This window comes from Paenibacillus sp. Marseille-Q4541 (assembly GCF_018310695.1).
In the GTDB taxonomy this organism is placed as follows: domain Bacteria; phylum Bacillota; class Bacilli; order Paenibacillales; family Paenibacillaceae; genus Paenibacillus.
Window position 1 is genome coordinate 14,299 of sequence record NZ_JAGXCY010000025.1, and the last position, 26,740, is coordinate 41,038.

The following is a 26,740-nucleotide window of genomic DNA, read 5'->3' on the forward strand; positions in this document are numbered from 1 at the left end:
TTTTATTTTTAATTAATTTAGGAACCGGTTCCACTAATATAAGTGAGTACATTAATCTGTCCTAAAGATTCACCTTTGATGATTAAAATCGCATCTATTTCTATATTTGAAAGAGAGTTGAGCGTAAGTGACAACAAGGATTACCAATACAACACCTATTCAATCTAAAAAATGGTGGAAAGAATCAGTCGTTTATCAAATTTATCCGCGTAGTTTTATGGATAGCAATAAGGATGGAATAGGTGACCTGCAAGGTATTATTTCGAAGCTGGATTACTTGCAAACGCTCGGCATCGACGTAGTTTGGTTATCACCCGTATATTCCTCACCGAATGACGACAATGGATATGATATCAGTGACTATCGCGGTATTTCTGAGGAATACGGCACGATGCAAGATTGGGAAGAGCTGCTTCAAGCGATGCATGAGCGAGGAATGAAACTGGTGATGGATCTAGTCGTTAATCACACTTCAGATGAGCATCCTTGGTTCCAGGAAGCACGTAAATCCAAGGATAATCCCTATAGAGACTACTATATTTGGCGTCCAGGTACGAAAGATCAAGTTCCGAGTGATTGGATTGCATCCTTCGGCGGTTCAGCTTGGGAGTATGACGAAGTGACAGAAGAATATTTTTTGCATATGTACTCTCCGAAACAACCGGACCTGAACTGGGAAAATCCAAAATTAAGACAAGAAATCTACGACATGATCCGTTTTTGGCTCGACAAAGGGGTGGACGGATTCCGGCTAGACGTTATTAATATGATATCCAAAAAAGAAGTTCTTCCCTCTTACGAAGATTATGTGACAGGAAAGGCAGAACCAGGCGAATTTATTCCTAATGCCCCTGGGGTACATGATTACTTACAGGAAATGTTTCGTGAGGTTCTCTCTGGTTATGATATTATGACGGTCGGAGAGACGCCAAAAGTGACTCCGGAACAAGCCAAACTTTACACTGCCGAAGAGCGTGGTGAACTGAATATGGTTTTCCAATTTGAGCATATGGGGCTTGATAAGGTTCCAGGCTTACGCAAATGGGATTTACATCCTTTGAACCTTAAGGACTTGAAGGAAAATCTAAGCAAATGGCAAATCGAACTCGCAGAAAAAGGCTGGAACAGTTTGTATTGGAACAATCATGACCAGCCACGAATTGTATCGAGGTTCGGTAATGATGGAGCTTACCGCACGGAATCAGCGAAAATGCTGGGTACGCTACTCCACATGATGCAAGGTACACCGTATATTTATCAAGGGGAAGAAATCGGCATGACGAATGTTCGATTTAAGACGATTGAGGAATATAACGATATCGAATCGAAAAATATGTACCAAGAGCGTGTTCATGAGCGAGGAATGAATCCAAGTGAAGTGATGGAATCGATCTACGCCAAAGGGCGTGACAATGCACGTACACCGATGCAGTGGAGTACGGAGGAATCAGCAGGGTTTACCCAAGGCACGCCTTGGCTTCCGCTCAATCCGAATTATCATGAAATTAATGTGGAGCAGTCATTGGCGGAACCTGATTCCGTGTTTCACCATTATCGAAAGCTAATTCAGCTTCGCAAAGATAATCTGGTGATCGTATACGGGAGCTATGAACTGATACTCTATGACCACGAATCTATCTTTGCTTATGTTCGTCGATTGGATGGCGAGACGTTACTCGTCATTAATAACTTCTACGATCAGGAGACTGTGTTCGAATGTCCGGCTAATCTAACTACAGATCGTGCTGAACTGATGATTAGCAATTATCCAGTGGAACAAGGGCAAAAGTGGGATCTTTCCCAAATGGTTCTTCGCCCTTACGAATCTCTCGTATTGAAATGGCAGAATTAATTTATATTTCTTAGGATCATAAAAAAAACTTCCTATTATTAAATAGGAAGTTTTTTTATCTATTCATCTTTCGTCATTTTCTCAAAAACAACGCGCAATACGAGTATCACTACAATAATGCCAATCGCAAAAAATATTCCTGCATAGCTCACAGTTGTCATTATCCCCCTAAAATTCATCTTAATCTAAATAAAAAACATACTCCTGTACATAGTATAAGTCACTTTATTAAATAGAAAACGGAATAAATATGTGAATTTGTTGTCCATATATTTGTGGAAATAAAAAGCCAATTATCGATTCATCGTAATTAACTCAATTAACTTTTGAGCGGATTTACTAAGATAATGCTGTTTCAACCAGATTACAGCCGAACTGGAGGTGTCTTGGGGGCCATTAATTTCATACGCCTGAATATCGTGATTATGGTATCTGTGCAGCGAAGATCTTGGAAGTATCGAGGCTCCGAAACCGGAAGCTACCAGCTCTATCAACATTCCAATATCTGAACATTCACCAACGATGGTGGGTGAGAGCCCCCTGGCCTGGAATTGATCCAAAATTAAGTGATACAGTCCAAGTCCTTCTGTGCTTGGAAGAATAAGCGGGTATTCTGAAATGACCTCATACGAAATGGCTGTGTGTGAATCATCAGTAGAGAGATTGGCTGATTGTTCTTTTCCGGTCACGAAGTATAGAGGCTCTGCGCCCAGCATGGTATAATCAAAAGCTTCTAATGAAATTGGAAGGCGGACGATGGCCAGATCAAGCATCTTGTCTTTAATTAATTTCGCAAGCGTATTGGTTTCATTCTGTTGAATTTTAAAGGTGACTTTGGGATAAAGCGTGCGAAATGTATTGAGGACGCCGGGAAGTCGCTCATCAGACAGCGTATTAATTCCGATCGATATTTTTCCTCGTACTCCAAGCCCGGATTCTTTTACTTCTGCTTTTGCTTCTTCAAGCATGCGAGTAATGCCGAGCGCGTGCTCGTATAGCGTTTTACCGGGAGCGGTAATTTCAAGGTGACGCCCATTACGACGGAACAAGGGTACTCCTAATTCAGTTTCCATCATTTTTAGCTGCTGACTAAGCGGTGGTTGTGACATGTGTAATTTTTGTGCTGCAGAAGTCACCTGTAGTTCTTCAGCCAGCGCAATAAAATAACGTAATTGTTTAATATCCATACGAACGTACTCCTTATCGGAAACTATATGATTTTCATATACTTTTGCAAGGTATTAAATATTTTTAATATAGTTATGCCCATGATAACATGAAAACATAGCTGATGATGGAGGGATAATGTGAGGTTCTTTGGAGTTGGTATGATATGTACAATGTTATTATTGCTCCTAGGCTGTAGTGAAAACAAAGGACAGAAGTTCCTATCAACGGGAATGGCTGAAGAAATGCAGCAAACCGATATAGAGAAGCAGAATACTGATATTAGAAAAGGTGGGGATGGAATGACTACAGAATTGATCATGGCTGCAGAACGCGGAGATACTGATCAGGTGCTCGCGCTGTTGCAGCAGGGAGTAGATATGAATGCTACAGATGGTAGCGGGCGTACAGCGATCATCGCTGCTACACAGGAGAATAAGCCTGAGACCGTCAAAGCATTAATCAAAGCAGGAGCTGATATGAATCTTCGAGATCATCGAAATGATAATCCGCTCCTTTCTGCTGGTGCTTCCGGTATGCTGGAGATCGTCAAGATCATGGTGGAGGCAGGAGCGGATACGAGCATTACGAACCGTTTTGGCGGCACCGCACTTATTCCTGCAGCAGACCGTGGACATGTGGATGTAGTAAAGTACCTGCTTGAGCATTCAGATGTGAATATTAACCATGTTAATAACCTAGGGTGGACAGCTTTGTTAGAAGCTGTGATACTTGGGGATGGTGGAAAAAAACACACTCAAATTGTGGAGATGCTCGTTTCTCATGGAGCGGATGTAAATCTGGGAGACAGCGAAGGGATTACTCCATTACAACATGCGGTGAGCCGAGACTACCGAGCCATGGTATCTATTTTAGAAGAAGCAGGGGCCAAGTAGAGAAAAGCAGATATAGAAATACGTAATTAAGATTTGAAAGATGGGAAATGAAATGATGAATGGATTGAAATCGAAGTTTTCACTTAGTGTGCTACTTGCCGGTGTGCAGTGGCTTTTCTTTTTGTTTACAAATACAGTCATGGTGCCGCTCTCGATCGGCCATGCATTAGGGCTTGCACCTGATGAGATTGCCGGTTCGATGCAGCGCTCCTTTATTCTGACCGGGATTCTTTGCATCGTCCAAGTGATTTGGGGACATCGTTATGCGCTGATGGATGGTCCGGCCGGTGTATGGTGGGGACTCGTTCTTAGTATTTGTGCGTCTGCGCCTGCGATGGGGCTGGACCTTGGAACCGTGGCAGCGAGCTTAACCAGTGGATTTATTTTGTCCAGTGTTCTCGTTATTATTTTAACATTATGTGGTTTCCTTAAAGTGTTACAGCGTATATTTACGCCGATCGTGATGGGCGTTTATTTGCTGTTACTTACTTTTCAGCTGGCAAACACCTTTTTTAAAGGCATGATTGGTTATGACCAAACTGGAAAATGGGATTTGTCACTTGCCGGGTTGTCTCTGTTTATTATTATTGTAGTCGCACTGATTCACATTAAAGGAAAAGGGAAATTTGGACAGTTCTCTTTGCTGAGCGGAATTGTTGTAGGTTGGATCGCTTATGCGATCTTGTTCGGAAGTCAGGGCGGAGCAGGTAATACTGCCGCAGAAGGGACGAATCTCATGTGGCAATGGCTGCCGTGGGGTACACCGGGTTTGGAACCGGGGATCATTATGGTAGGTCTTATTGCTGGTTTGGTGAATATGACGAACACGTTAACGAGCTTAATTGCAGCTGGTAAAATGTATCAGCGTGAAACGACGGAGAAACAGTACAAAAGATCGTTTATTTTCACGAATTTATTTACGATTCTGGGGAGTTGTTTGGGACTGATTCCCTTTGGTACATTTGCTTCGTCAATCGGTTTTCTGGAAAATACGAAGGTACTGCGGCGTGCTGCTCTATTTGCCGGTTCCGTCATGTTTATCTTTGTAGGTGTATTTCCTTCTCTAAGCGGATGGTTAGCAAAGCTTCCTTTATCGGTAGGTAATGCGGTGCTGTTTGCAGCTTATCTGCAAATGTTTGGTACGGCCATTCGTTCTTTCCAAGGGGCGGTTTTCAATCCGAAAACGATCTATCGTGTTGCCATTCCGGTACTAACGGGGATTAGTATTATGAATATACCGGCTTCTGCGTTTACGGAATTTCCACCACTGCTTACGCCGATTCTGTCCAACGGTCTTGTGATCGGTGTAATGCTGGTCATTATACTGGAGAATGTGGTCCGGTGGGATAAATATGAAACGAAGGTGTCTGAAAAAGAAATGAAAAATTCTACGCCTCAGCCTGTTGTTAAGGACAAGGCCGCCGCACCATCATCTGCAAATTAATGTGTACGAATGATTAAAGAATAGACATGGAACGCATTATAGTAAGTATGAATACTGCACGATAACAAACAGCCGTTTCCGGTACGTATCCTGGAGACGGCTGTTTCCTTACATAAAATCAGCTTCAAACACGAAACAAAATGTTTAAAGGAATATGGGTAGCAGTGGAAAATGGAAAATGCTTTAAAATAGGATATACTGAAAGGTACATTTAATAAAAGACATATTTAGTTTAGAGATATGCTTCAGGAGGATACAGATGGGAACTACAGAAGGATCGCTACAAAAGAAATTAAAACCAAGGCATATCAGTTTAATGGCCATGGGTGGTGTTATTGGAACAGGCATTTTCAAGGGAAGTGCAGAAACGATCTCCTTGGCAGGGCCAGGAGTTGTATTGACATATATTTTAGCCGGACTATTGCTACTTATCGTCATGGGAGCTATGGCTGAAATGGCGACGGTATATCCGAACCGCAACATGAAGGATTTTGTCCGAGAGGCCTTTGGAGAAAAAGTTTCCTATATTATGGGCTGGATGTACTGCTTCATGTGGTTGTCCGTTTGTGTTATTGAAATTATCGCTGCCGGTAGTTTTTTGCAGTATTGGTTCACAGATGTACCTCTATGGACACTGAGTCTCGTATGTGCCGCTTTTGTGATCCTTATCAATTTCATGAGTGTAGGGACATTTGGGGAATTTGAATTTTGGCTTGCTGGAATTAAAATCACGATGATTATTATTTTTATTATTCTTGGTGTGTCGCTGATGTTTGGAATCATTCCGAGTGATCATACGCCTTATTTATCGAACTACATGAATTCTGGCGGTTTTCTACCGAATGGTTGGACCTCGATATTCTCTGCTTTGCTTGTGGTCATGTTCTCCTATGGTGGTTCGGAGATGATTGGTCTCACTCTGACAGAAACAGAGAATGCAGAAAAGATATTGCCAAAAGTCGTGCGCAACTTTATTTTACGAATTATTTTGTTCTTTACCCTTCCGATTCTGATCATTTGCGGCTTAATTCCGTGGAATGAACTGGGACCGGAGAGCAGTCCTTTCGTACAGGTTCTTTCATCAACAGGGTTATCAGGCGCGGCCCATGTTATGAATTTTGTCCTGATTACCGCCGTTTTGTCCGCAGCCAATTCTGGGATATACGGTGCTTCACGAATGTTGTATTCCATGGCTGTTGCTGGAGAAGCACCCAAAGCTCTGACGAAAACAAATCGCAAAGGAAGTCCGGTAAATACACTTCTGCTCTGCGCTATTATTTTGTTTGCAGGTTCGATGTTAGGGTTGTTTGCACAAGATCAGCTGTTCCGTGTATTAATGGCAGTTCCGGGGTTCGCTGTACTTCTCGTATGGATGTGCATTGCGTCGTCCCAACTGAAACTGCGTAAGCAATATCCCGTAAAACCGGCTTTCAAATTATGGGGTTACCCTTATCTGACTGGGTTTGCTATCGTATGTCTTGCCCTAATTGCTGTCGGGTTTGTGCTCGATCAGCAGAATCGGTTCAGTATTGGAATATGTCTGACTGTTCTAATTATTCTTATTTTGTCCTCGTTTATGAAATTCCGTAAACAGGAGTAGATCAATTTCATTATATTCATGCCTGCCAGGTCGATATTTATGGATCTGGCCTTTTTTTTGTTAAGGGAAGTATAGTTACACGATGGGCTCTATATTCAAATTTAGAAATGAATAGCGAAATTTTTATTTTGTATAGCATAGGGGGGCTAAAGTATAATAAAGGGATGAAGGAAGGAGCGATCAATGCATGGAAAATCTAGCTGAAGGGCAAGAATCATGTCACACGGATGATCGAAAAAGTCATCACTCTGAAAAAACGAAAAAGAATTTAATCAGTCGTCTTAATAGAATAGAAGGTCAGGTTAGAGGATTAAAAGGGCTTATCGAAAAAGATACGTACTGTGATGATGTCCTTAATCAAATCTCCTCTGTCCAAGCTGCTTTGAACGGTGTAGGAAAACTTCTATTAGAGCATCATATGAAGAGTTGTGTCGTGGAACGTATTCAAGAAGGCGAGAACGAAGTAATAGATGAGTTGTTAATTACGATTAATAAATTAATGAAATAATGTACTATGCGAGGGTTCGAAAGAACCTTTTTTTAGATTCAAATATAGACTAGGGGGGTAATCTAATTTAGTGTTGACATATATAGAGTAGGGGGGTATCCTAATAATCATAAATGGAGTGCATTGGAAGTTTCTTGAGTGGATAATAGGGAACCATCCTGTCCGCTTGATGACGGTGAAAAAGTCACCATTCATGTACAGTAAACGAACTTTGATGAAATCATCTGAAAGTAAATCACAGGTAAAGGGAGATTAAAGATGAAAAATATACTGTTGAATGTTGAAGGTATGTCGTGCGCGCACTGTGTAAATTCGATTGAAGGGGCTTTAAAAGAAATTGGAGCAAACGGAAAAGTTGACCTTGCGAATGGGACAGTAGCAGTTGAATTTGATGAAAGTAAGCTAACTCTTCCGGTTATCAAAGAGGCTATTGAAGAACAAGGCTACGATGTAGCTGAATAACCCCAAATACGAAAGTTGAAATATTGGAGGAGATGAACCATATGAACGTAGAGGTATATACAACGCCGACTTGTGAAGATTGCAGGAATTTCAAAAAATTTCTGAATGAAAATCAGATTGCCTATACTGAGTTTAGTATCGCAGATCATCCGGACCATGCAGATGAGCTTTTTAATCGAACTGGAAAAAGATTAGTTCCTACCATTTTCATTGATAACGAAGTGTTTTTTGGATTTGTATTTAATCGTGAAGTAATTGAGAAAAAACTGCTTTCTTAATGTTTGGGCACGAATAACGAAGACGCTAAAGGAGTGATATGAAATGAAAAAACAATGGATCTTGTTAAGTGCGGCAGCCATGATTGTTTTGACATTAAGTGCGTGTGGAACGAACAATAGTAACACCTCCCATGATAATATGGAGATGGGTGAGATGAATCATTCCAGTTCTGGTGAACTTCCTGCCGGTTTAAAAGAAGCGGTGAATCCTACATTTAAAGTGGGGAGTGAGGTCACGATCCATTCAGATCATATGGAAGGAATGAACGGAGCTGAAGGTAAAGTTGTAGGTGCTTATAGTACAACAGTGTATGCAGTATCCTACACCCCTACTACGGGCGGAGAAGAAGTGAAGGATCACCAATGGGTCGTTCACGAGGAACTGAAGGATAGTGGAGTAGAAGCGTATAAAGTGGGAGATGAAGTAGTTTTGGAAGCATCTCACATGGAGGGAATGAACGGCGCAACAGCTACTATTGATTCAGCAGAGCAAACAACGATTTATATGGTTGATTATATGCCGACTACAGGTGGGGATGAAGTTAAAAATCATCAATGGGTTACGGAGAGTGAGATCTCCAGTAAGTAAAAATAAGTCCTCAAACAAATAACTCTCCAATCTTTGGAGGGTTATTTGCATAGTGATTTACCTATGAGAAGTTAAATAAATTAATTCGGTTCAACATGATAAATTATCTCGAGACGGGGTATATATAGAGTAGGGACCTACCCTAAATATACGAATGGAGAGGAGTTGCGTATGATGACGCATCAAAATTACAAAGAGTGTATAGAAGAGTGCTTAAAATGTATGGTAGCTTGTAACCACTGTTATTCATCCTGTTTGGATGAAGATCACGTTGGAATGATGAAGGAATGCATTCGCCTTGATCGGGAATGTGCAGATATATGTGAATTTGCGGCTCGTGCGATGTCAATGAACAGTAGATATGCGAAAGAAATATGTCTAGCTTGTGCAGATGCCTGCGAAGCATGCGGTAACGAATGCAAGAAACATGATCATGATCATTGCCAGCAATGTGCAGAAGCATGTTTTAGATGCGCCAAACTTTGCCGTGAAATGGCTGCTTAATACAGTGAATTTTCTTCAAAGAGGATTAAACAAAGAGGGGGTTTCTCAGAAGCAGATGTATTTGTTACTGAGAAGACCCCTCTTTAACGTTTAAACAAAATCTAAGTTTGTGAGAAAAAGAGTATTCTTATTTTCTTATTTTCAAGCAGTGCGATTAAAAAGGAGGAGAAATTAACTTGACACATTATAGGGTAGGGGGGTATACTAAACTTAATAATTCTACTGAATTAAATGAAGGAAATCAAAATGTAATCTAACAAAAGTGAGGTGTTTATATAATGGCAACAACTGAGGCGGGAAAATCACAAACTTCCCTACAGATCACAGGTATGACCTGTGCTGCTTGTGCAAACCGCATTGAAAAAGGATTGAATAAACTGGAAGGTGTATCAGAAGCTAATGTAAACTTCGCTATGGAAAGGGCCACCGTAACTTATGACCCGAGCAAAGTGGATGTTAGTAAGATGGAAGAAAGTATTGGAAAACTTGGCTACAGTACGGCTAAAGAAGCAGTAGATTTGCAGCTTGTAGGTATGACCTGTGCCGCATGTGCTTTGAAAATTGAGAAGGCTTTGAACAAATTACCCGGCGTAAGTACAGCCACCGTTAACTTCGCTATGGAAATTGCCCATGTTGAATATAATCCGGTTGACGTTTCTGTTGCCGATATGCAGCAGCGAGTGGAGAAGCTTGGTTATAAAGCTGTTTCAAAACAGGAACAAGGTGACCCTTCGGAGCATCGTGAAAAAGAATTATCAAAACAAAAACGGAAACTTCTTATCTCTGCAATTCTTTCACTTCCGTTGCTGTGGGCAATGGTGAGCCACTTTTCGTTTACTTCGTGGATATGGCTGCCGGATCTCTTTATGAATCCATGGTTTCAATTGATTTTGGCAACTCCGGTTCAATTTTATATCGGTAGACAATTTTACATCGGTGCATATAAATCCTTACGTAATGGCAGTGCCAACATGGATGTCCTAGTTTCACTTGGGACTTCAGCAGCTTACTTTTACAGCCTATATCTAACGATCGTTTGGGCTGTCGAAGGGGGACGTCCGCATCACGGTCCAGAGATGTACTACGAAACGAGTGCTGTACTCATCACCCTAGTGCTAATGGGGAAATTGTTCGAATCTCTGGCAAAGGGCCGGACTTCTGAAGCTATAAAGTCTTTGATGGGATTACAAGCCAAGACAGCAATGGTCGTTCGTGATGGTCAAGAACTGACCATTCCGGTAGAAGAAGTTATTGCAGGTGATATTGTACTTATTCGTCCAGGTAATAAAGTGCCTGTGGATGGAGAAGTTTTGGAAGGTGTCTCATCGGTAGACGAATCCATGCTGACAGGCGAGAGCCTCCCTGTTGAAAAGAAAGCAGGAGATGCTGTTATTGGAGCGACTATTAATAAAAATGGTGTGCTTCGGATTAAGGCAACAAAAGTAGGTAAAGAAACAGCTCTTGCGCAAATCATTAAAGTTGTAGAAGAAGCACAGGGTTCAAAAGCTCCTATTCAACGGGTAGCCGACGTCATCTCTGGAATCTTTGTACCGATTGTTGTGGGGATTGCTGTAGTTGCTTTTTTGGTGTGGTACTTCTTGTTGACACCTGGAGACTTCGCAGGGTCTTTAGAAAAAGCGATCGCTATCCTTGTTATTGCTTGTCCATGTGCTCTAGGTCTGGCAACACCAACCTCCATAATGGCTGGTTCTGGTCGTGCAGCTGAACTTGGGATCTTGTTCAAAGGCGGAGAGCACTTAGAACAAACGCATAAAATTGACGCGATTATTCTGGACAAAACAGGGACCGTGACGAAAGGTAAACCTGAGCTTACCGATGTTTTGACCACTCGAAATGAAACAGAATTTCTTAGACTTGTGGGTGCAGCTGAGAAAAACTCAGAGCATCCCCTCGCAGAAGCAATTGTTGCCGGCATTCTGGAAAGAAATATTGAACTGCCAGGATCTGAAACCTTTGAAGCAATTCCGGGATTTGGAATCAAGGCTATTGTGGAAGGGAAAGAATTGTTGATTGGTACCCGCCGCCTTATGGACAAATTCGGCGTAGAGGCTAAGGCTGCTTACAGCGTGATGTCCACTTTAGAAGAAACCGGAAAAACGGCCATGCTTGTTGCCATCAATAAAGAGTACGCGGGTATGGTGGCTGTAGCAGATACCATCAAAGAAACATCACAGGCTGCTGTCAGTCGGTTGAAGGAAATGGGTATAGAAGTCATTATGATTACCGGTGATAACGAGCGGACCGCGATGGCAATCGCAGCTCAAGTTGGCATTGATCATGTTCGTGCTGAAGTTCTACCGGAAGGTAAAGCGGAAGAAGTGAAGAAGCTGCAAGCTCAAGGCAAGAAAGTAGCGATGGTTGGTGATGGTATCAACGATGCTCCAGCCCTTGCCACAGCAGACATTGGAATGGCAATTGGTACAGGTACCGATGTGGCTATGGAAGCTGCAGATGTAACTTTGATGCGTGGTGATCTATCCAGTATTCCAGATGCCATCTACATGAGCCGTAAAACCATGGCTAATATAAAGCAAAATCTATTCTGGGCGCTCGGTTACAATACACTTGGTATTCCGATTGCTGCCATCGGCCTCTTGGCTCCATGGGTAGCAGGTGCAGCGATGGCATTGAGTTCCGTTTCCGTAGTTCTTAATGCTCTTCGTTTACAACGTGTAAAGATACACAATTAATATTGTAAGTAAATGGGGATGAGCTTTAATGTCTATTAGAAGTGAAGAGGTCGTGGGAGAAACGACGAGAATCGCAGTAGCACCTCCAATTCAAGTGGGAGGAAGTTTGTTTACACCAGAGCAACTTGCAAAAATAGGGCATGTGGCAGGGACAGGTGTCAAAATTGAAATGACGCCTTTTAGGCAGCTTTATTTGGAAGTCCCCCTCGAACAACGAGAGGTGATTAAGGAAGAACTCGAGCGTTCTGGATTGGAAGTATATCCAGCGGGTTTTGTGACCAAAAGCTTAATCGCCTGTAATTTTTGTAAAGGGGCAAAGGAAGCAGGCCTAGAAACAGCACAAAAATTAAATCAGTCCATAGCAGGCATTGAAACACCCATGCCACTTAAGGTTGGTTTTGCAGGGTGTGCCCTCGGGACTAGCGAGCCTTTGTTGAAAGATATCAGCGTTGTGAAAATGCGTAATAACTATGAGGTTTTTGTTGGAGGGGAACCGAAAGGTCTTAAGACTTCAATAGCTCAATCGCTGGTATCCGGGTTAACGGAAGATCAAATCGTTCCCGTTGTTATCACATTAATTAACTTTTATAAGACCCATGCCAAAGGAAAAGAAAAATTCAGGAGATTCATTGATCGGGTTACGCTGGAGCAGCTACAACACATTGTGTCTTAAATAAACTGAGATGAAAGGAGGTGAATCCTATGCAAGAAGTAACCGTTAAAGTAGAGGGTATGTCATGCCGTTCGTGCATTAAAAAAATAGAAGGCGCATTGGATACCATCGGCGCTGAAGGTAAAGTTAACTTTGATGAAGGTACGGTAGACGTGAAATTTGATGAGACGAATACAGAAGTATCCACAATTAAAGAAGCTATTAAAGCAAAAGGATATGACGTTGCCATACTTAATAAGTAAATCATGATGGCTGAATATGATAAATAACAGTAAACAACCGCTTTCCGTTAGAATACCGGGAAACAGCTGTTTACTGTTATTTTTGTAGGCTATCTGTTTGGATTAATATTTAGTAATTGAAACTGCATCTTCTGATGTTTCTCCAGTACTTAGAACTTCCTGTACATACGCTTTAAGTTCATCTGAGTCTTTAACTGCCAGAACAGCTGCACCGCCAACTTTTTTCTCCTCGAGCATATTCATTGGTGGGATTTGTTCACTTGCTTGAAGACTGCTTTGAAACCCAAGGGAAGCAAGTTTCCAGATATCATTAAATTTCAGATTCGTATCAATGTATGGATTAACTTCATTCAAGATGGAAGGAAGCTTGGCGATCGATGTCGTCGTTTTCAGTTTGTCAGCAATCGCTTTTAGCAGGTCGCGCTGGCGTTCCGTTCTAGAGAAGTCGGACATGGCATCATGTCTGAAACGTACATACATTAATGCTTTTTCACCATCAAGATGCTGCATTCCCTGCTTCAGATCAATATCATATTCATGGTTATCTGCCTTGCTTACATAGTACAAATCTTTTTCTACCTCAAAATCAACCCCGCCTACTGCATCCACGAGTTTGATAAACCCTTGAAAATCGGTGTAAACATAATACTGAACGGGAATACCCAAGAGATCGCTTGCCGCTTGCATAGCTATGTTTGGACCATGCGTAATGGCAGTATTAAGGCGGTTATTTCCATGCTCCGGAACGGCAACATACGTATCACGTAAAAGAGAGAACAAGGATATTTTTTTGGTTACAGGATTTATGGAAGCAACGAGCATGGTATCAGACCTCGGAATCTCCCCTTCGGAGAAACCTCTTGCATCTACTCCCATGAGGAGCACGTTTACGGGTTCATCGCCTTCCCATACCGGGGGCTCTGTGGCAGATTCTTGATCTACCTTTTCAAGGTTATAAAACGGGGAGTCAGTCCCTGTTTTTTGCAAATCGCCGAGTTCATTAGCAATAGAGGTGAAATAATAACCTCCAACAAATAAAGCAACAAGTGTAATCAATGCGATAACGGTAAAAATAGTCTGCTTTTTTTTCTTGGTCATCAGGTGATTATCCTTTCAAATCAAGTAAGATTAATTACTAAACTTAATTATAAAAAATGCGGCGATGACGAACTAATGGTTTAACTTACAGTTATCTTACGAAATTGTAATAAAAGTAAGTTAAGAAAATTGTTGATTTTGTGGTATTGTTGAAACACTCAAACCGTGACGTTTTACTGTATGGTTCGAGTATTTCATTCCATCTAGATAACGAAAGAGGAGGTAGAGCTATTGGGAAGGCGTTTGTACATTTTTATCAAATTACGGATGTAAACCGTTTAAAGAATGGATTATGGATAAATGCATATCATATGTATTTCAGAGCGGGTTGTCTTCTTTATGCTACCGACAATCTGAAAATCACTTAGAATGAAAACTTGTGGAGGTGAATCCCTCATCTGAGGGAACTTGTTGGACATTGTAACGATAACGAATTTATTTTTGCTTGTTATTTTGCTTGGACTTACGGCTTTTTTCGTTGCATCGGAATTTGCTGTTGTTAAAATACGTATGTCTCGAATCGATCAAATGATTGCAGAAGGCAATAAAAAAGCGATTGTGGCAAAAAAGGTCGTTGCCGATCTTGACTACTATCTTTCCGCCTGCCAATTAGGTATTACCGTTACGGCACTTGGGCTTGGAGCTCTGGGCAAACCGACGGTTGAACGTTTATTATATCCACTTTTTGATTATTTTCATGTATCTGCCTCGATTTCTTCTGCTGCTTCATATGCCATTGCTTTTATCTTCGTAACCTTTCTGCACGTTGTAGTGGGAGAGATGGCACCGAAGACGTTAGCGATTCAGTATGCTGAGAAGATGACGATGCTACTTGCGGGACCTTTGTATTGGTTTGGTAAGGTTATGTATCCATTCATTTGGGCATTAAACGGATCTTCACGTATCCTTCTTCGTGCTTTTGGTGTTAAGCCGGCAGGACATGACCAAGCCTATTCGGAAGATGAGCTGCGGATTATTATGAACCAAAGTTTTGAAGGTGGCGAAATTAATCAAACGAAGCTTGCTTACATGGAAAATGTATTTTCTTTTGATGAGCGTGTTGCCAGAGACATTATGGTTCCAAGGACGGAACTGATTACGTTAGATATGGATATGCAGTATACAGATATTATCCGTATTCTAGATGAGAATAACTATTCCCGTTATCCTGTCATTGAGGCAGGGGACAAGGACCGAATTGTTGGGGTTGTCAATGTGAAGAAAATGCTGCCCTTTATTGTTACTAAAAAAGAACGGAAGCTTGCTGATTTTATCCGGGAACTTCCCTATGTAGTTGAAAACACGCGGATTCAGGATGCCATGATCAAAATGCAGCAACAACAAGTGCATATGGCCGTCGTTATTGATGAGTATGGCGGTACCTCGGGCATTCTTACCATGGAAGATATACTAGAAGAAATTGTTGGCGAAATTCGTGATGAATTTGATGCGGATGAAGAAGCCGATATACAGAAAACAGGGGATCGGGAGTATGTAATAAACGGACGTGTACTCCTTGCTGAACTGGAGAAACAGTTTGGACTCTTGTTTGAGGGAAATGAAGAGATGGATACCATCGGAGGCTGGATTCAATATCAGAAAGGGTCGACCGTTACAATCGGCGATGAAATTGTACATGGAGAATATGTGTGGACTGTAGCAGAGATGGATAACTACCAGATTAAAAAAGTTATTCTTCGGCATAGCTAGAGGGATTCTCTTTTAATGAAAAGAAGTAAGAACAATTTCTTGGAGGTGAATCCCTCAGTTGAGGGAACGAATTGGACGGAATAATTGCGTTAAACTTATTTTTGGTTGCTGTATTTATTGGACTCACGGCTTTCTTTGTTGGAGCTGAATTTGCGATTCTTAAAGTTCGGATGTCGAGGATCGATCAACTGATCGCCGATGGGAATAAAAAAGCAGTTATCGCCAAAAAAGTGGCTCATGATTTGGATTATTATTTATCAGCCTGTCAGTTAGGTATTACAATAACAGCTCTCGTACTTGGTGCGCTGGGTGAACCGACCGTTGAAAAGATATTGCATCCGATATTTGATCATTTTAATGTACCAGCAGCTGTGGCAACTGTACTTTCATATACGATTGCCTTAGCTATCATTACGTTTTTGCATGTAGTCATAGGCGAATTGGCACCGAAAACGTTGGCTATTCAATTTGCTGAGAAGATGACATTACTACTTGCGACACCACTTTATTGGTTCGGTAAAATCATGTATCCTTTCATATATGCACTGAATGGGTCTGCCCGGCTCTTGCTTCGTATGTTTGGGGTAAGACCTGCTGGCCACGAGTCTGTGTATTCTGAAGAGGAACTGAAGCTGATCGTGACTCATAGTTATGAGAGCGGAGAAATCAACGAAACGGAACTTGATTATTTGGAAAATATTTTTGCATTCGATGAGCGAGTGCTCAAAGAAATTATGATCAAGCGAGATAAGATCGTCACCTTAGACAAAGAAATGTCTTTTGATAAGATGATGGAAGTTCTAAACTTGCATGAATACACCCGTTATCCTGTTATAGAAGAAGGACATAAGGATAAATTTATCGGATTTATTAACACTAAAGAAATGCTGACGAGTATCGCTGCTGGAAGAGAGTGTAGAATGAGTGACTATATTCATGATATGCCTCGCTTTTCACAGAAGGCTTCAATTAAAGATGTTCTAATAAAAATGCAGCAAAGTCGTGTTCACATGGCAGCTGTAACGAATGAAGAAGGGGCAATCATTGGGCTCGTTACGATGGAAGATATCTTAGAAGAAATTGTAGGAGATATTCGTGACGAAGCTGTGTTGACCTAAAAAAACCTGCTAGATCATTTGATGATCTGGCAGGTTTTTTTCATCATGCTCCTCGATATATCGATTCAAAAAAAACAAATGAATATATTTTTATACCATGATAGCATTCGAAATAGGTTAACCATCTGAAGAGAAAGAAGGGAAAAGAAATGATGAATATGAAAGTCGAAATGATTCCAAACTATCGTATTGCCCATGTACGACAAGTTGGTCCATATGGTTCTACTAACACTCAAGCGATGGGAAAGTTAAAAAAATGGGCAGAGGGAAAAAATCTACTTACTGCATCGACAATCCTACTTGGAATTCCACAAGATAACCCTACAGTAACACTTCCTGAAAACTGTAGATATGATGCATGTATTGTCATCTCAAAAGATTTTCAAATGGATGATTCTATTACCGAAGGTGAATTTGCTGGTGGGGAATATGTGGTTTGCCAAGTCAAACATACGGCGGAAGAGATACAAAAAACTTGGGCTGAAATTTTTCCAGCTATACAAAACAGCGGGTATCAAATTGACGACAAACCGATATTAGAAAGATACATTGGCGATATGAATAATGATTTTTGCGAAATCTGTGTACCTATAAAGTCTTAAATTTAAAATAAAAAGCTTGCTTATTTATCAATTGAGTAGTAAAGTGATAATAGAAACAACGATTCGAGGTGATGAAAATGCAGAAAAATACACTAGGTTCACTAATATGGTTACGTCTAGTGCGCTTTACTCACCAGAGCAATCAATTATCGAATGAGTTTTTAAAACAGTTTGATCTAACGACAGCTCAATTCGATGTTCTTATGCAGATATCGGTTTATCAGCCACTGACACAGTCAGAACTTGCTGAGAAAGTAACCGTGACACAGGGAGGAATCTCCCGCATGCTGGTAAGGCTCGAGAAAGAGAAGTATATTGAGCGTCAGCAACAATGGAAAACGAAGACCATTCGTCTAACGGAAAAAGGCGAAAAGGCTTTGTCAAAAGCAACGTTACACCAAATTGCATTTCAATCTTCCTTCTTTGATGAAGTACTAGATGAAGAAGAGAAGAAGACACTATATCGTTTAATGACACGTGTTCACAAGCATAGTCAGAAAAAAGAGTTACCATAGAGAATCAATTTTATAATACCTTTAGTTGCTTCAATCAAGAGTATATATAGATCAAAATGGTTTAGTTGGTCTCTATATACTTTCGATTTCATCGTTGTAATGAGTTATGAAATTGATTCATAGAGGTAATTTTTTTTACAACATCACTTGATTAGTCAATTAATAAAAGGAGGAATAATTATGTATACCATTTCTGGTCATCATCATGTTTCCATGCTAACTAAAAACGCAAAAGAGAATAATCGGTTTTATGAGCAAGTATTAGGCTTACGCCGAGTGAAAAAGACGGTCAATCAAGATGACCCGAGCATGTATCATCTTTTTTACGGGGATTTAACCGGTGGGGCAGGTACTGAGCTTTCCTTTTTTGAAATGCCTCGGGCAGGAGGAACGATTCGTGGAACCAATAGCATTAGCCAAATTGGGTTACTTATTCCTTCCTATGAGAGTTTGGTTTTTTGGAAAAATCGATTCGAGTTACTAGACGTACATCACGGGGAATTCACAAAATATGCGGGGAAAGATGCGCTGCATTTTGAAGATAACGAAGGCCTGCGAATGGTGCTGCTCAATAATGAGGGCAAAGAAATTCCTGAACATTGGTCCGCATGGGAAGATTCCACGGTGCCTGTAGAGCATCGTATTTTGGGGCTCGGCTCCATTGAACTAACGGTACGTTATGTAGATAGATTAGGTAAAACATTGAAGGATATGCTCGGTTATGTAGAGGCATCCCGTTCGGAGCATGAAGTGATATATCAATCCGTAGCCGGACAGACTTTGGGGGAAATTGTAGTTAAACAACAAGATGGCCCTACTGAGAAACCCGGTAAAGGAAGCGTTCATCATATCGCGATTCGTGTGAAGAACGAAGAAGAGCTACGCTACTGGGATCAAGTCGTAAAAGAACATGGTTTCCGTTCCTCGGGAATCGTAGATCGTTTCTACTTCCAAAGTTTATATTTCCGTGAATCTAACGGTATCTTATTCGAAATGGCGACAGATGGGCCGGGATTCACTGCTGATGCAAGTGTGGAGTCACTAGGAAAAGCTCTGGACCTACCCCCATTCTTAGAAGAAAAACGTGCTGAAATTGAAGCGAAATTACAACCAATCGATTGATTACGAAGGAGAGAGATAAAGATGGAACAATATCGTATTGACGCAAACAAAGGTATCGAATTTGGCTTATATTCCATAGGGGATCATTTAATTGACCCCATGACAGGGAAACGTGTTCCTGCCGGGCAACGTATTCATGAATTAATTGAAGCTAGTAAACTGGCAGATGAGGCTGGTCTGGACGTATTCGCCGTTGGTGAAAGCCATCAAGCTGATTTTGCGACACAGGCACATACCGTTATTCTTGGAGCTATCGCACAAGCTACAAAAAATATAAAAATAGCGAGTTCAGCAACGGTACTAAGCACATCCGATCCTGTCCGTGTGTATGAGGATTTTGCAACGCTTGATTTGATATCGAACGGCCGAGCAGAGATTGTTGCAGGACGCGGGTCCCGAGTTGGAGCTTATAGTTTACTTGGCTATGATGTTCAAGATTATGAGGAATTGTTTGAAGAAAAAATGGAACTGCTGATGAAACTAAATGAGGAAGAATCCGTTACTTGGGAAGGCCAGTTCCGGGCACCGCTGAAAAATGCGGGCATATTACCACAACCTTTGCAAGGTCGAATGCCGATATGGCGTGCAGTAGGTGGACCTCCAGCTAGTGCAATAAAAGCAGGACTTGCAGGTGTGCCCATGATGCTGACTACGCTTGGAGGACCTGCAATGAACTTCAAGCCATCCGTGGATGCGTATCGTAAGGCAGCAGAGCATAGTGGCTTTGATCCAAAAATATTACCGGTTGCAACAACAAGCTTGCTGTATACGGCAGAGAACTCTCAGGATGCTTTGCGTGAATATTATCCTTATATCAATGCAGGGATGAGAGCCTTGAAAGGTGGGGGCTATCCGAAGCAACAATTTGCTCAAGCAACGGATTATAGGGATGCCTTAATGATTGGCAGTCCACAGCAGATCATTGAGAAAATGCTATATCAACACGAACTATATAATCAACAACGTTTCATGGCTCAAATCGATTTTGGTGGTTTGCCAATGGATAAAATAATGAAAAATATTGAGCTGATTGCAACCGTAATTATGCCTGAAGTTAAAAAACACACTGCAAAATGAGTAGGGAGGAATAGACATGAAAATTGTAGGAATTGCAGGATCAAGTGTAGGTACCAAAACAAGAACAGCGGTCAATTACACACTGGATAAAGCACGGGAGCAATATCCAGATGCCGAGATTACATTGGTTGACTTATCACAATACGATATGGTCTTCAGTGATGGCCGCAATTATTGGGAATATGAAGGGGATACCAAATATGTAACGGAAACGATTATGGCAGCAGATGCTCTGATTATCGGTACACCTGTATTTCAAGCTTCGATTCCAGCAACACTGAAAAATATATTTGATTTATTGCCTGTAAATGCTTTTCGCGATAAGGTCGTTAGCATACTCGTAACCGCAGGAACACCAAAGCATTATTTGATGGTGGAACAGCAACTGAAACCGATATTAGCTTATATGAAAGCTCAAATCGTGCCGACTTATGTATTCATAGAAGAAAAAGATTTCCACCGCAAAGAGATTGTAAATGATGATGTTCTTTTCCGGCTGGAACGTTTAGTCGAAGACACCGTATTACATGTTCATGCGGTGAAGGTAATGCAAGAAGAAAAAAATGCGAAGTATGATTTTTAAATCGATGTATGAACAGAGAAGGTCCTTGCAATCTTAATGCAAGGACCTTTATTAATAACTACGTTTAATCCGTTTGTTTAATCATCGCAAGCAGCTGTTCTGCCATATAGCTCGGACTGTATGTAAAGTCATGGTTAATCCACTCGACGATCATTCCGAAAATCGCATAGGCTACATAGCTTGCTTGAAGATCACGATTTATTTCTGTGTTCGGTTGATGTTCTTCCGAATTCTCTAAGACTAAATTTTTGAGGGCAGTACATATTTTCGTTTGTCCTCCGCTAAACTTGTTGTTTTTAACGATAAGCTCATAGAAATTCGAATGATTATATACATGGTCAAACACTTTAATTGCGGCCGAGGTTAAATTTGAGATGCTGAAGTGCTCCATATTTTGATAAGGTTCTCGGTAGGAAAAGATTAAGTCGGAGATCACATCATCTATAATTTCCTCTAATAGATCTTCTTTATACTGATAATGTTTGTAGAAGGTTCCTCGATTTAGGTTAGCTTGTTTTACAATATCGGTAATTGAAATCTCTTTGAATTCTTTTTGCTGCATCAAATGTAACAGCGCATCATGCAAAGCATCTTTTGATTTGATAATTCTTCGATCCAGTTGATTGTTTGGGCTACTCATTCAGCAAACTCCTTATATTTCCTCTATTGATAATAAACAGTATTGACCAGAAATGTACGTTAGTGAACAATTCGCAAACCTTTTGATGATTGAAGAGCATCGTATGCTGTTATTATAATATAGATGAGGAAGTTAATGAACAATTGTTCATTAGGCACCTCTATCTGAAAACGCATTCAAAACTAGGAGGAATATAAAATGAGACTTCAGAACAAGGTCGCAGTTGTCACAGGAGCAGCTTCTGGTATGGGCAAAGCAATTGCTATTCTATATGCAAAAGAAGGAGCAAAAGTAGTTGTATCGGATTTGAATCTAGAAGGAGCAAACACCACGGTAGAGGAGATCAAATCCCAAGGCGGAGAAGCGTTCGCTATCAAAACGAACGTAGCTTCACAAGAAGATATCGATACGTTGATTGATACGACGGTAAGTACATTTGGTACTGTAGATATTCTTGTTAATAACGCTGGTATTATGGATAACTTTGAACCTGCCGGCGATATTGAAGATGATAAATGGGAACGTATCTTTGCAATTAATACAACAAGCGTTATGCGTTCTACCCGTAAAGTAATGCCTATTTTCTTAGCAAAACAAAAAGGGGTTATTGTTAACATTGCTTCCGCAGGCGGACTGAATGGTGCTCGTGCAGGTGCAACGTATACGGCTTCTAAACATGCAGTAGTTGGTTTCACGAAAAATACAGGTTTCATGTATGCTCCACAAGGAGTTCGCTGTAATGCAATCGCACCTGGTGGTGTAGAAACAAACATTAACTCTTCTATGACAAGTATCAATGAGTATGGGATTGGTCGTACCCAAGCAGGTATGGCATTAAGTCCTCGTTTTGGTAAACCAGAGGAAATTGCTCAGGTTGCTTTATTCCTTGCTTCTGACGAATCCAGTTTTGTAAACGGAACGGTAATTACTGCTGATTCCGGTTGGACTTCTTATTAAGATAAAGTTTAGTGAATCTCACCCAAAATCCTGCCAAATTCGGCGGGATTTTTTTATTTACGTATGGATAAAATAGCGCTGAATCTCCTGATTTATAATAATGAAATGATGTTATATTAAAAAGAAAGCAGCATCTACTTTTTAAGGAGGAACGTTTATAATCCTTTCATTTCAAAATAAGACACCACAGATTGATCCTAGTTGCTTTATTGCACCAAATGCAACGATTATCGGGAGTGTAGCGATTGGTAAGGATTCTTCTGTGTGGTTTCAGGCCGTACTACGGGGAGACTATGATTCCATCTATATTGGAGATCGGGTCAATGTGCAGGACGGAACGGTTTGTCATACCGATGAAGGCCTCCCCTTACTTGTGAGTGATGAAGTGACGATAGGGCATAACGTGATTCTGCATGGATGTGTCATTGGCAAGGGAGCATTAATCGGGATGGGCTCCATTATTATGAACAAGGCAAGGATTGGAGAAGATTCGTTAGTAGCAGCGGGTTCATTAGTAACGGAAGGGAAGCAATTTCCGCCCCGGTCACTCATTATGGGCACACCTGCCAAAGTTGTGCGTGAACTCAGTGAAGAGGAGATCATTCAGATGCACAGCAATGCCATGCGTTATGTAGAGAATGGTAAGAACTATAAAGCGCAGATGGAACCATCATAGAAATATCTGTATGTTCCTGAAATGAACTTCACTCTAAAGAGCCCTGTCTCAATAGACAAGGCTCTTTTTCAAAATATGCCAAGGTCACATCAACCTCTATGGATAAGAGAGTAAATAAATGCATGATGAGATGCCCCTTGATGGACCATGTAGTCACGTAGCACGCCTTCTTTTTCAAACCCCAGTTTCAATAACAACTGACCCGACGCTTCATTATCGATAAAAGTGATGGCTCCGATCCTGCTTAAGTTCATGGTATCGTGACCAAAGGCGATGGCTTCTCTAATGGCTTCAGAGGCGTAGCCCTTTCTCCAGTGATCGGGATGAATTTCATATCCGATCTCTGCTCGGCGGTGTCTTGGGACCCATGAATGAAAGCCAACGGTTCCAATAAACTGTCCGGTATCTTTTCTTTCGATTCCCCAGCGAATCCCCCGTTTGTCCCTATAATTCGTATCAAACAAGGCCACAATTTCTTCAGCCTGCTCTAAGCTTTCCATACTTTCTCTCCCATAATAGCGAGTCACTTCATCCAAGGAGAGATAGCTATAGATAGGAATCGCATCCTGCATCGTTATCTCTCGTAAGAAAAGTCTTTGGGTTTCTAGGACCGGAAACAAGGGATCACTCCTTTGGTAAAAAGATATATTTCCATCTTACCAGAGAGTGATCTACTGGAAGTAAATTATTGGGAATTTAAGAAAATGAATTTATTCAGGATTGTTCTCTGATCCAGACCTGCATTTCCCCTGGTGTCCGGTTCCCCCATAGCGTATACGGAATAGCAAGAAGGCGCTGCGCTTGTTGTTTCGGCGGTGCAGTAGAGTACAGCGATTCTTTTTGTCCCGTAATTTCTTCTTGCCGGATGCCGTCCATTTCTAAAAACACGACTTCATCATTCCATACGCCCGTTACTTCCCGAATTTCGGCATCGGCAGGCAGACGAACGGTCGTCAGCGGTGAAACGTTGTCCATTTCTTCAAGGCAATATACGAGAGGACCGCGCTGAAGAGCGACTCGCCCTGCATTTGCCCGTACTTTTGAATGGGCATACAGCCGCTTAGGTTGCATATCAAAGTGTATCGCTAGTTGATCGCCTTGTTCCCATGTACGCTTGAAATAAGCGTACCCATCAATTAGGTCAGCCGTCACCTTTTCTCCATTCAGGGTGAAGGAAATCTGCTCAGACCAAGATGGCACACGTACTGCGAGGGTAAACAAGCCGTCACCTTCGACCGTCTCCATTTGTAAGCCTGCAAGGCCATTCCAAGGTAGTTCACTTGTGAGCTTTATTGTAGCTTTGCTAGAACCAAGCGCCACCTGTGTTTCATTGCCGATATACAGATGGGTATACAGCGTGTCATCGCTTGATGTGAAGATATAAGAGCCAAGAGAAGAGATCAAACGGGCAACGTTTGGAGGGCAGCAAGCACAACCATACCATTTTTGACGAACAGGCTTCACATGATGTTTGCCCGGATTTCCTTTGCTAGCTTCTGGCCATACTTCCATCGGGTTAACATAAAAATAATGTTTACCGTCTCCTGCAATGCCGGCTGTCACTGTATTGTATAGTGCCCGTTCCATGACATCGGCGTACTCACTCTTCATCTCTGCCTGAATCATGCGTCTAGCAAAGAAAATAAGGCCAATGGATGCACAAGTTTCCGAGTAATTTGTATCATTGGGCAGATCATAGTCAAAGGTGAAGGCTTCCCCGTGATGTGTAGAGCCGATGCTTCCATTGATGTACATCTGCTTGTGAACAATGTTATTCCATAGCCTTTTACAAGCAGAGAGCAGTTCACTATCTCCTTTTAGGATGGCTAAATCGGCCATAGCTGTGTACATATAGACGGCACGCACGGCATGACCTACGGCTACTTCCTGTTCTCTAACCGGTTTGTGTGCTTGCCAGTATTCGAGGGACGGAGCCTCTTTTTGTACCGCATTTCCTGTCCAGTAAGAGGTACGTCCACGGCTTTCCCATTCGGCGTGAAAGAAGCTAGGCTCCGTACCTCTCTCGTCGATAAAGAAGGAACTGAGATTCAAATATTTATCGTCACCAGTAACTTGATGCAACTTAATCAGGGCAAGTTCAATTTCCTGATGACCATCGTAACCTCGAATCTTGCCAGGCTCTGGGCCAAAGTGAAGATCAATATAGTCAGCTAGTCGTTTCGCAACGTCCAGGATTTTTGTTTTACCTGTGCCTTCGTAATAAGCTACTGCGGCCTCAATGAGATGTCCGGCAGAATACAGCTCGTGACAGTCATGCAGATTGGTGAGACGTTTATCAGGTGCAACGACAGTGAAATACGTATTAATGTAACCGTCTTCATCTTGTGCAGCGGCAATGAGATCAATTACTCCATCCGCTACTTTGGCAAGATCCGGATCAGGCGTAGTCGATAAAGAGAAGCCAACAGCTTCCAGCCATTTATATAAGTCGGAATCCTGAAAAACAAAACCATGGAAGTCGCCTTCTTCTAATCCTGCAGCAATTCGGAAGTTGCGAATCGCACTGCTTGGTTCCGCATCAGGGATAGCATCATTGAGCGCATCCCACTGGTATGGAATGACCGTGCCTTTGACAAGATCGACATAAGGAGCCCAATAGGAATCGTTAATCGTTACGCTTTTTAATGGTAAAGGCTGAGAAGCAAATGGGCTGAATAACTTGTTCATGGTTACACTCTCCATTTCATTGGTTATTTACCTCATCATAAGCGAGAATGATATCTTTGTCGGTAGAAGGTAAGGTATAATAGGTGTCAAAAACTGACCTCATTAAAGAAGAAGGGGGAAATAGAACTTGCTGCCTCTATATTTACAGCAACCCTACAATTTTATTAGAGGAGGACATTTTTTATCGGATGAAACATGGTCACATATGGATCGAACCATTGAAGATTACGAATTGATCATCGGCGTATCCGGAGTGATCTTCATGGAAGTCAACGGGCTCATGTACGAAGTGAAGGAAGGAGATATACTTCTCCTTGAACCGGGGGAAAGACATCGCGGGTACAAGCTTTCTCAGCCCGGAGTTTCTTTTTACTGGTTTCATTTTTTATTGCCTGAACAGGTTCCTTCCGGAGTAGAATCATACGGTCAAATTCCAAGATATTCAGGATGTCCCAATTCGACGAGAGTTCATATTCTGGCTCGTCAACTTCTACATGCTGCGAGCGGGGGCTACCGAATTCGAAGAGCTGGGGACTATTTTCTGACCTCACTTCTCATTGAATTGGCAGAACAGCTTCGGGATGCGGATGAATATACAGCACTTGATCCACAGCTCCCCGAGCTGCTCGAATGGACTCGCCTGCATGCGCTGAGTGAAGATATTTCTGTTGAGAAAATTGCGAATCATATGGGATATAACAAAGATTACTTGTCCCGTATGTTCAAGAAAAGATTCGGCTTTGGGTTGCTAAATTACATTCATCGATTAAAACTGGATGCAGCTAAGGAAGCGTTAACGGGTACAAATTTACATATAAAAGAGGTCGCGGTGCTCGTAGGTATTCAGGATGATAAGCAGTTTGCCAAATGGTTTAAGCGTTTAGCCGGTGTGACACCTACCTCTTACCGAAGGGCGTTCCGTCTGACAACACTGAATAAGGAGTAAGATGATGTACTGAGAGAGTAGGTAGTTAGAAACAAGGGAACCGGTTATGTGTTAAAATAAAGTGAAACTTGTGTGGAACAGG

27 protein-coding genes are annotated in these 26,740 nt (G+C 41.6%); 22 read left to right on the forward strand and 5 right to left on the reverse strand.

What is annotated here, in order from left to right; all coding sequences use genetic code 11:
- Positions 1-127: 127 nt before the first annotated feature.
- Complete coding sequence (locus KFT32_RS19990) at positions 128-1,852, forward strand: glycoside hydrolase family 13 protein (protein ID WP_349304931.1); 1,725 nt, start codon at positions 128-130, stop codon at positions 1,850-1,852.
- Positions 1,853-2,145: 293 nt separating this feature from the next.
- On the opposite strand, the gene KFT32_RS19995 is transcribed toward KFT32_RS19990, so the two are convergent.
- Entirely contained in the window at positions 2,146-3,039 is an 894-nt protein-coding gene (locus tag KFT32_RS19995) for a LysR family transcriptional regulator (protein WP_211749237.1), read from the reverse strand.
- Positions 3,040-3,159: 120 nt separating this feature from the next.
- On the opposite strand from KFT32_RS19995, the gene KFT32_RS20000 reads away from it, so the two are divergent.
- From KFT32_RS20000 to KFT32_RS20050, 11 genes are all read left to right on the forward strand, one after another.
- A complete protein-coding gene (locus KFT32_RS20000) occupies positions 3,160-3,915 on the forward strand; it encodes an ankyrin repeat domain-containing protein (RefSeq protein ID WP_349304932.1) in 756 nt (251 codons plus the stop codon).
- Positions 3,916-3,967: 52 nt separating this feature from the next.
- The gene (locus KFT32_RS20005; RefSeq protein WP_211749238.1) at positions 3,968-5,359 is read left to right on the forward strand and encodes a uracil/xanthine transporter; all 1,392 of its coding nucleotides are present in this window, start codon (positions 3,968-3,970) and stop codon (positions 5,357-5,359) included.
- Positions 5,360-5,618: 259 nt separating this feature from the next.
- The gene (locus KFT32_RS20010; protein WP_211749239.1) at positions 5,619-6,959 is read left to right on the forward strand and encodes an amino acid permease; all 1,341 of its coding nucleotides are present in this window, start codon (positions 5,619-5,621) and stop codon (positions 6,957-6,959) included.
- Between the two features lie 187 nt (positions 6,960-7,146).
- On the forward strand, positions 7,147-7,467 hold the full coding sequence (locus KFT32_RS20015; protein ID WP_211749241.1) for a metal-sensitive transcriptional regulator: 321 nt from the start codon (positions 7,147-7,149) through the stop codon (positions 7,465-7,467).
- Positions 7,468-7,725: 258 nt separating this feature from the next.
- A complete protein-coding gene (locus KFT32_RS20020; protein WP_211749243.1) occupies positions 7,726-7,929 on the forward strand; it encodes a cation transporter in 204 nt (67 codons plus the stop codon).
- A 41-nt stretch (positions 7,930-7,970) separates the two neighbouring features.
- A complete protein-coding gene (locus tag KFT32_RS20025; protein ID WP_211749244.1) occupies positions 7,971-8,207 on the forward strand; it encodes a glutaredoxin family protein in 237 nt (78 codons plus the stop codon).
- 43 nt (positions 8,208-8,250) lie between these two features.
- On the forward strand, positions 8,251-8,796 hold the full coding sequence (locus KFT32_RS20030) for a YdhK family protein (RefSeq protein WP_211749246.1): 546 nt from the start codon (positions 8,251-8,253) through the stop codon (positions 8,794-8,796).
- A 174-nt stretch (positions 8,797-8,970) separates the two neighbouring features.
- Complete coding sequence (locus KFT32_RS20035; protein ID WP_211749296.1) at positions 8,971-9,300, forward strand: four-helix bundle copper-binding protein; 330 nt, start codon at positions 8,971-8,973, stop codon at positions 9,298-9,300.
- 278 nt (positions 9,301-9,578) lie between these two features.
- On the forward strand, positions 9,579-12,011 hold the full coding sequence (locus KFT32_RS20040) for a heavy metal translocating P-type ATPase (RefSeq protein ID WP_211749248.1): 2,433 nt from the start codon (positions 9,579-9,581) through the stop codon (positions 12,009-12,011).
- Positions 12,012-12,039: 28 nt separating this feature from the next.
- Positions 12,040-12,684 (forward strand): NAD(P)/FAD-dependent oxidoreductase, encoded by a 645-nt coding sequence (locus tag KFT32_RS20045; RefSeq protein ID WP_249436013.1) that lies wholly within the window; start codon positions 12,040-12,042, stop codon positions 12,682-12,684.
- Positions 12,685-12,713: 29 nt separating this feature from the next.
- Positions 12,714-12,926: a cation transporter gene (locus tag KFT32_RS20050; RefSeq protein ID WP_211749250.1), complete on the forward strand. Its 213-nt coding sequence runs from the start codon at positions 12,714-12,716 to the stop codon at positions 12,924-12,926.
- A gap of 102 nt (positions 12,927-13,028) precedes the next feature.
- Here the strand turns inward: KFT32_RS20050 and KFT32_RS20055 are convergent, their stop codons facing one another.
- The gene (locus tag KFT32_RS20055) at positions 13,029-14,024 is read right to left on the reverse strand and encodes an LCP family protein (RefSeq protein ID WP_211749252.1); all 996 of its coding nucleotides are present in this window, start codon (positions 14,022-14,024) and stop codon (positions 13,029-13,031) included.
- Between the two features lie 411 nt (positions 14,025-14,435).
- Here KFT32_RS20055 and KFT32_RS20060 point away from each other — a divergent pair, with 411 nt between their 5' ends.
- From KFT32_RS20060 to KFT32_RS20090, 7 genes are all read left to right on the forward strand, one after another.
- Positions 14,436-15,734: a hemolysin family protein gene (locus KFT32_RS20060; RefSeq protein WP_211749253.1), complete on the forward strand. Its 1,299-nt coding sequence runs from the start codon at positions 14,436-14,438 to the stop codon at positions 15,732-15,734.
- 71 nt (positions 15,735-15,805) lie between these two features.
- The gene (locus tag KFT32_RS20065; RefSeq protein ID WP_211749255.1) at positions 15,806-16,852 is read left to right on the forward strand and encodes a hemolysin family protein; all 1,047 of its coding nucleotides are present in this window, start codon (positions 15,806-15,808) and stop codon (positions 16,850-16,852) included.
- A gap of 152 nt (positions 16,853-17,004) precedes the next feature.
- Positions 17,005-17,454 (forward strand): AraC family transcriptional regulator, encoded by a 450-nt coding sequence (locus KFT32_RS20070; protein ID WP_211749298.1) that lies wholly within the window; start codon positions 17,005-17,007, stop codon positions 17,452-17,454.
- Positions 17,455-17,531: 77 nt separating this feature from the next.
- Positions 17,532-17,969: a MarR family winged helix-turn-helix transcriptional regulator gene (locus KFT32_RS20075; RefSeq protein ID WP_211749257.1), complete on the forward strand. Its 438-nt coding sequence runs from the start codon at positions 17,532-17,534 to the stop codon at positions 17,967-17,969.
- A 180-nt stretch (positions 17,970-18,149) separates the two neighbouring features.
- Positions 18,150-19,091 carry a ring-cleaving dioxygenase gene (locus KFT32_RS20080; protein WP_211749259.1) on the forward strand — a complete coding sequence of 314 codons (942 nt, stop codon included), beginning with the start codon at positions 18,150-18,152 and terminating at the stop codon, positions 19,089-19,091.
- Between the two features lie 21 nt (positions 19,092-19,112).
- Positions 19,113-20,168 carry an LLM class flavin-dependent oxidoreductase gene (locus KFT32_RS20085; RefSeq protein WP_211749261.1) on the forward strand — a complete coding sequence of 352 codons (1,056 nt, stop codon included), beginning with the start codon at positions 19,113-19,115 and terminating at the stop codon, positions 20,166-20,168.
- Positions 20,169-20,184: 16 nt separating this feature from the next.
- Positions 20,185-20,751: an NADPH-dependent FMN reductase gene (locus KFT32_RS20090; protein WP_211749263.1), complete on the forward strand. Its 567-nt coding sequence runs from the start codon at positions 20,185-20,187 to the stop codon at positions 20,749-20,751.
- Between the two features lie 64 nt (positions 20,752-20,815).
- Here the strand turns inward: KFT32_RS20090 and KFT32_RS20095 are convergent, their stop codons facing one another.
- Positions 20,816-21,391, reverse strand: a complete 576-nt coding sequence (locus tag KFT32_RS20095; protein WP_211749265.1) for a TetR/AcrR family transcriptional regulator — start codon at positions 21,389-21,391, stop codon at positions 20,816-20,818.
- Between the two features lie 198 nt (positions 21,392-21,589).
- Between KFT32_RS20095 and KFT32_RS20100 the strand changes: the two genes are divergently transcribed.
- Both KFT32_RS20100 and KFT32_RS20105 read left to right on the forward strand, forming a co-directional pair.
- Positions 21,590-22,348 carry an SDR family oxidoreductase gene (locus tag KFT32_RS20100; RefSeq protein ID WP_211749266.1) on the forward strand — a complete coding sequence of 253 codons (759 nt, stop codon included), beginning with the start codon at positions 21,590-21,592 and terminating at the stop codon, positions 22,346-22,348.
- A 262-nt stretch (positions 22,349-22,610) separates the two neighbouring features.
- Positions 22,611-23,024 (forward strand): gamma carbonic anhydrase family protein, encoded by a 414-nt coding sequence (locus KFT32_RS20105; RefSeq protein ID WP_481856356.1) that lies wholly within the window; start codon positions 22,611-22,613, stop codon positions 23,022-23,024.
- An 89-nt stretch (positions 23,025-23,113) separates the two neighbouring features.
- Here KFT32_RS20105 and KFT32_RS20110 read toward each other — a convergent pair whose 3' ends face one another.
- Both KFT32_RS20110 and KFT32_RS20115 read right to left on the reverse strand, forming a co-directional pair.
- Positions 23,114-23,644: a GNAT family N-acetyltransferase gene (locus KFT32_RS20110; RefSeq protein WP_211749267.1), complete on the reverse strand. Its 531-nt coding sequence runs from the start codon at positions 23,642-23,644 to the stop codon at positions 23,114-23,116.
- A 94-nt stretch (positions 23,645-23,738) separates the two neighbouring features.
- Positions 23,739-25,712, reverse strand: coding sequence for a glycoside hydrolase family 127 protein (locus KFT32_RS20115; RefSeq protein WP_211749268.1), 1,974 nt, complete (start codon positions 25,710-25,712; stop codon positions 23,739-23,741).
- A gap of 127 nt (positions 25,713-25,839) precedes the next feature.
- Here KFT32_RS20115 and KFT32_RS20120 point away from each other — a divergent pair, with 127 nt between their 5' ends.
- Entirely contained in the window at positions 25,840-26,658 is an 819-nt protein-coding gene (locus KFT32_RS20120; protein ID WP_211749269.1) for a helix-turn-helix domain-containing protein, read from the forward strand.
- The last annotated feature ends 82 nt before the right edge of the window (positions 26,659-26,740 follow it).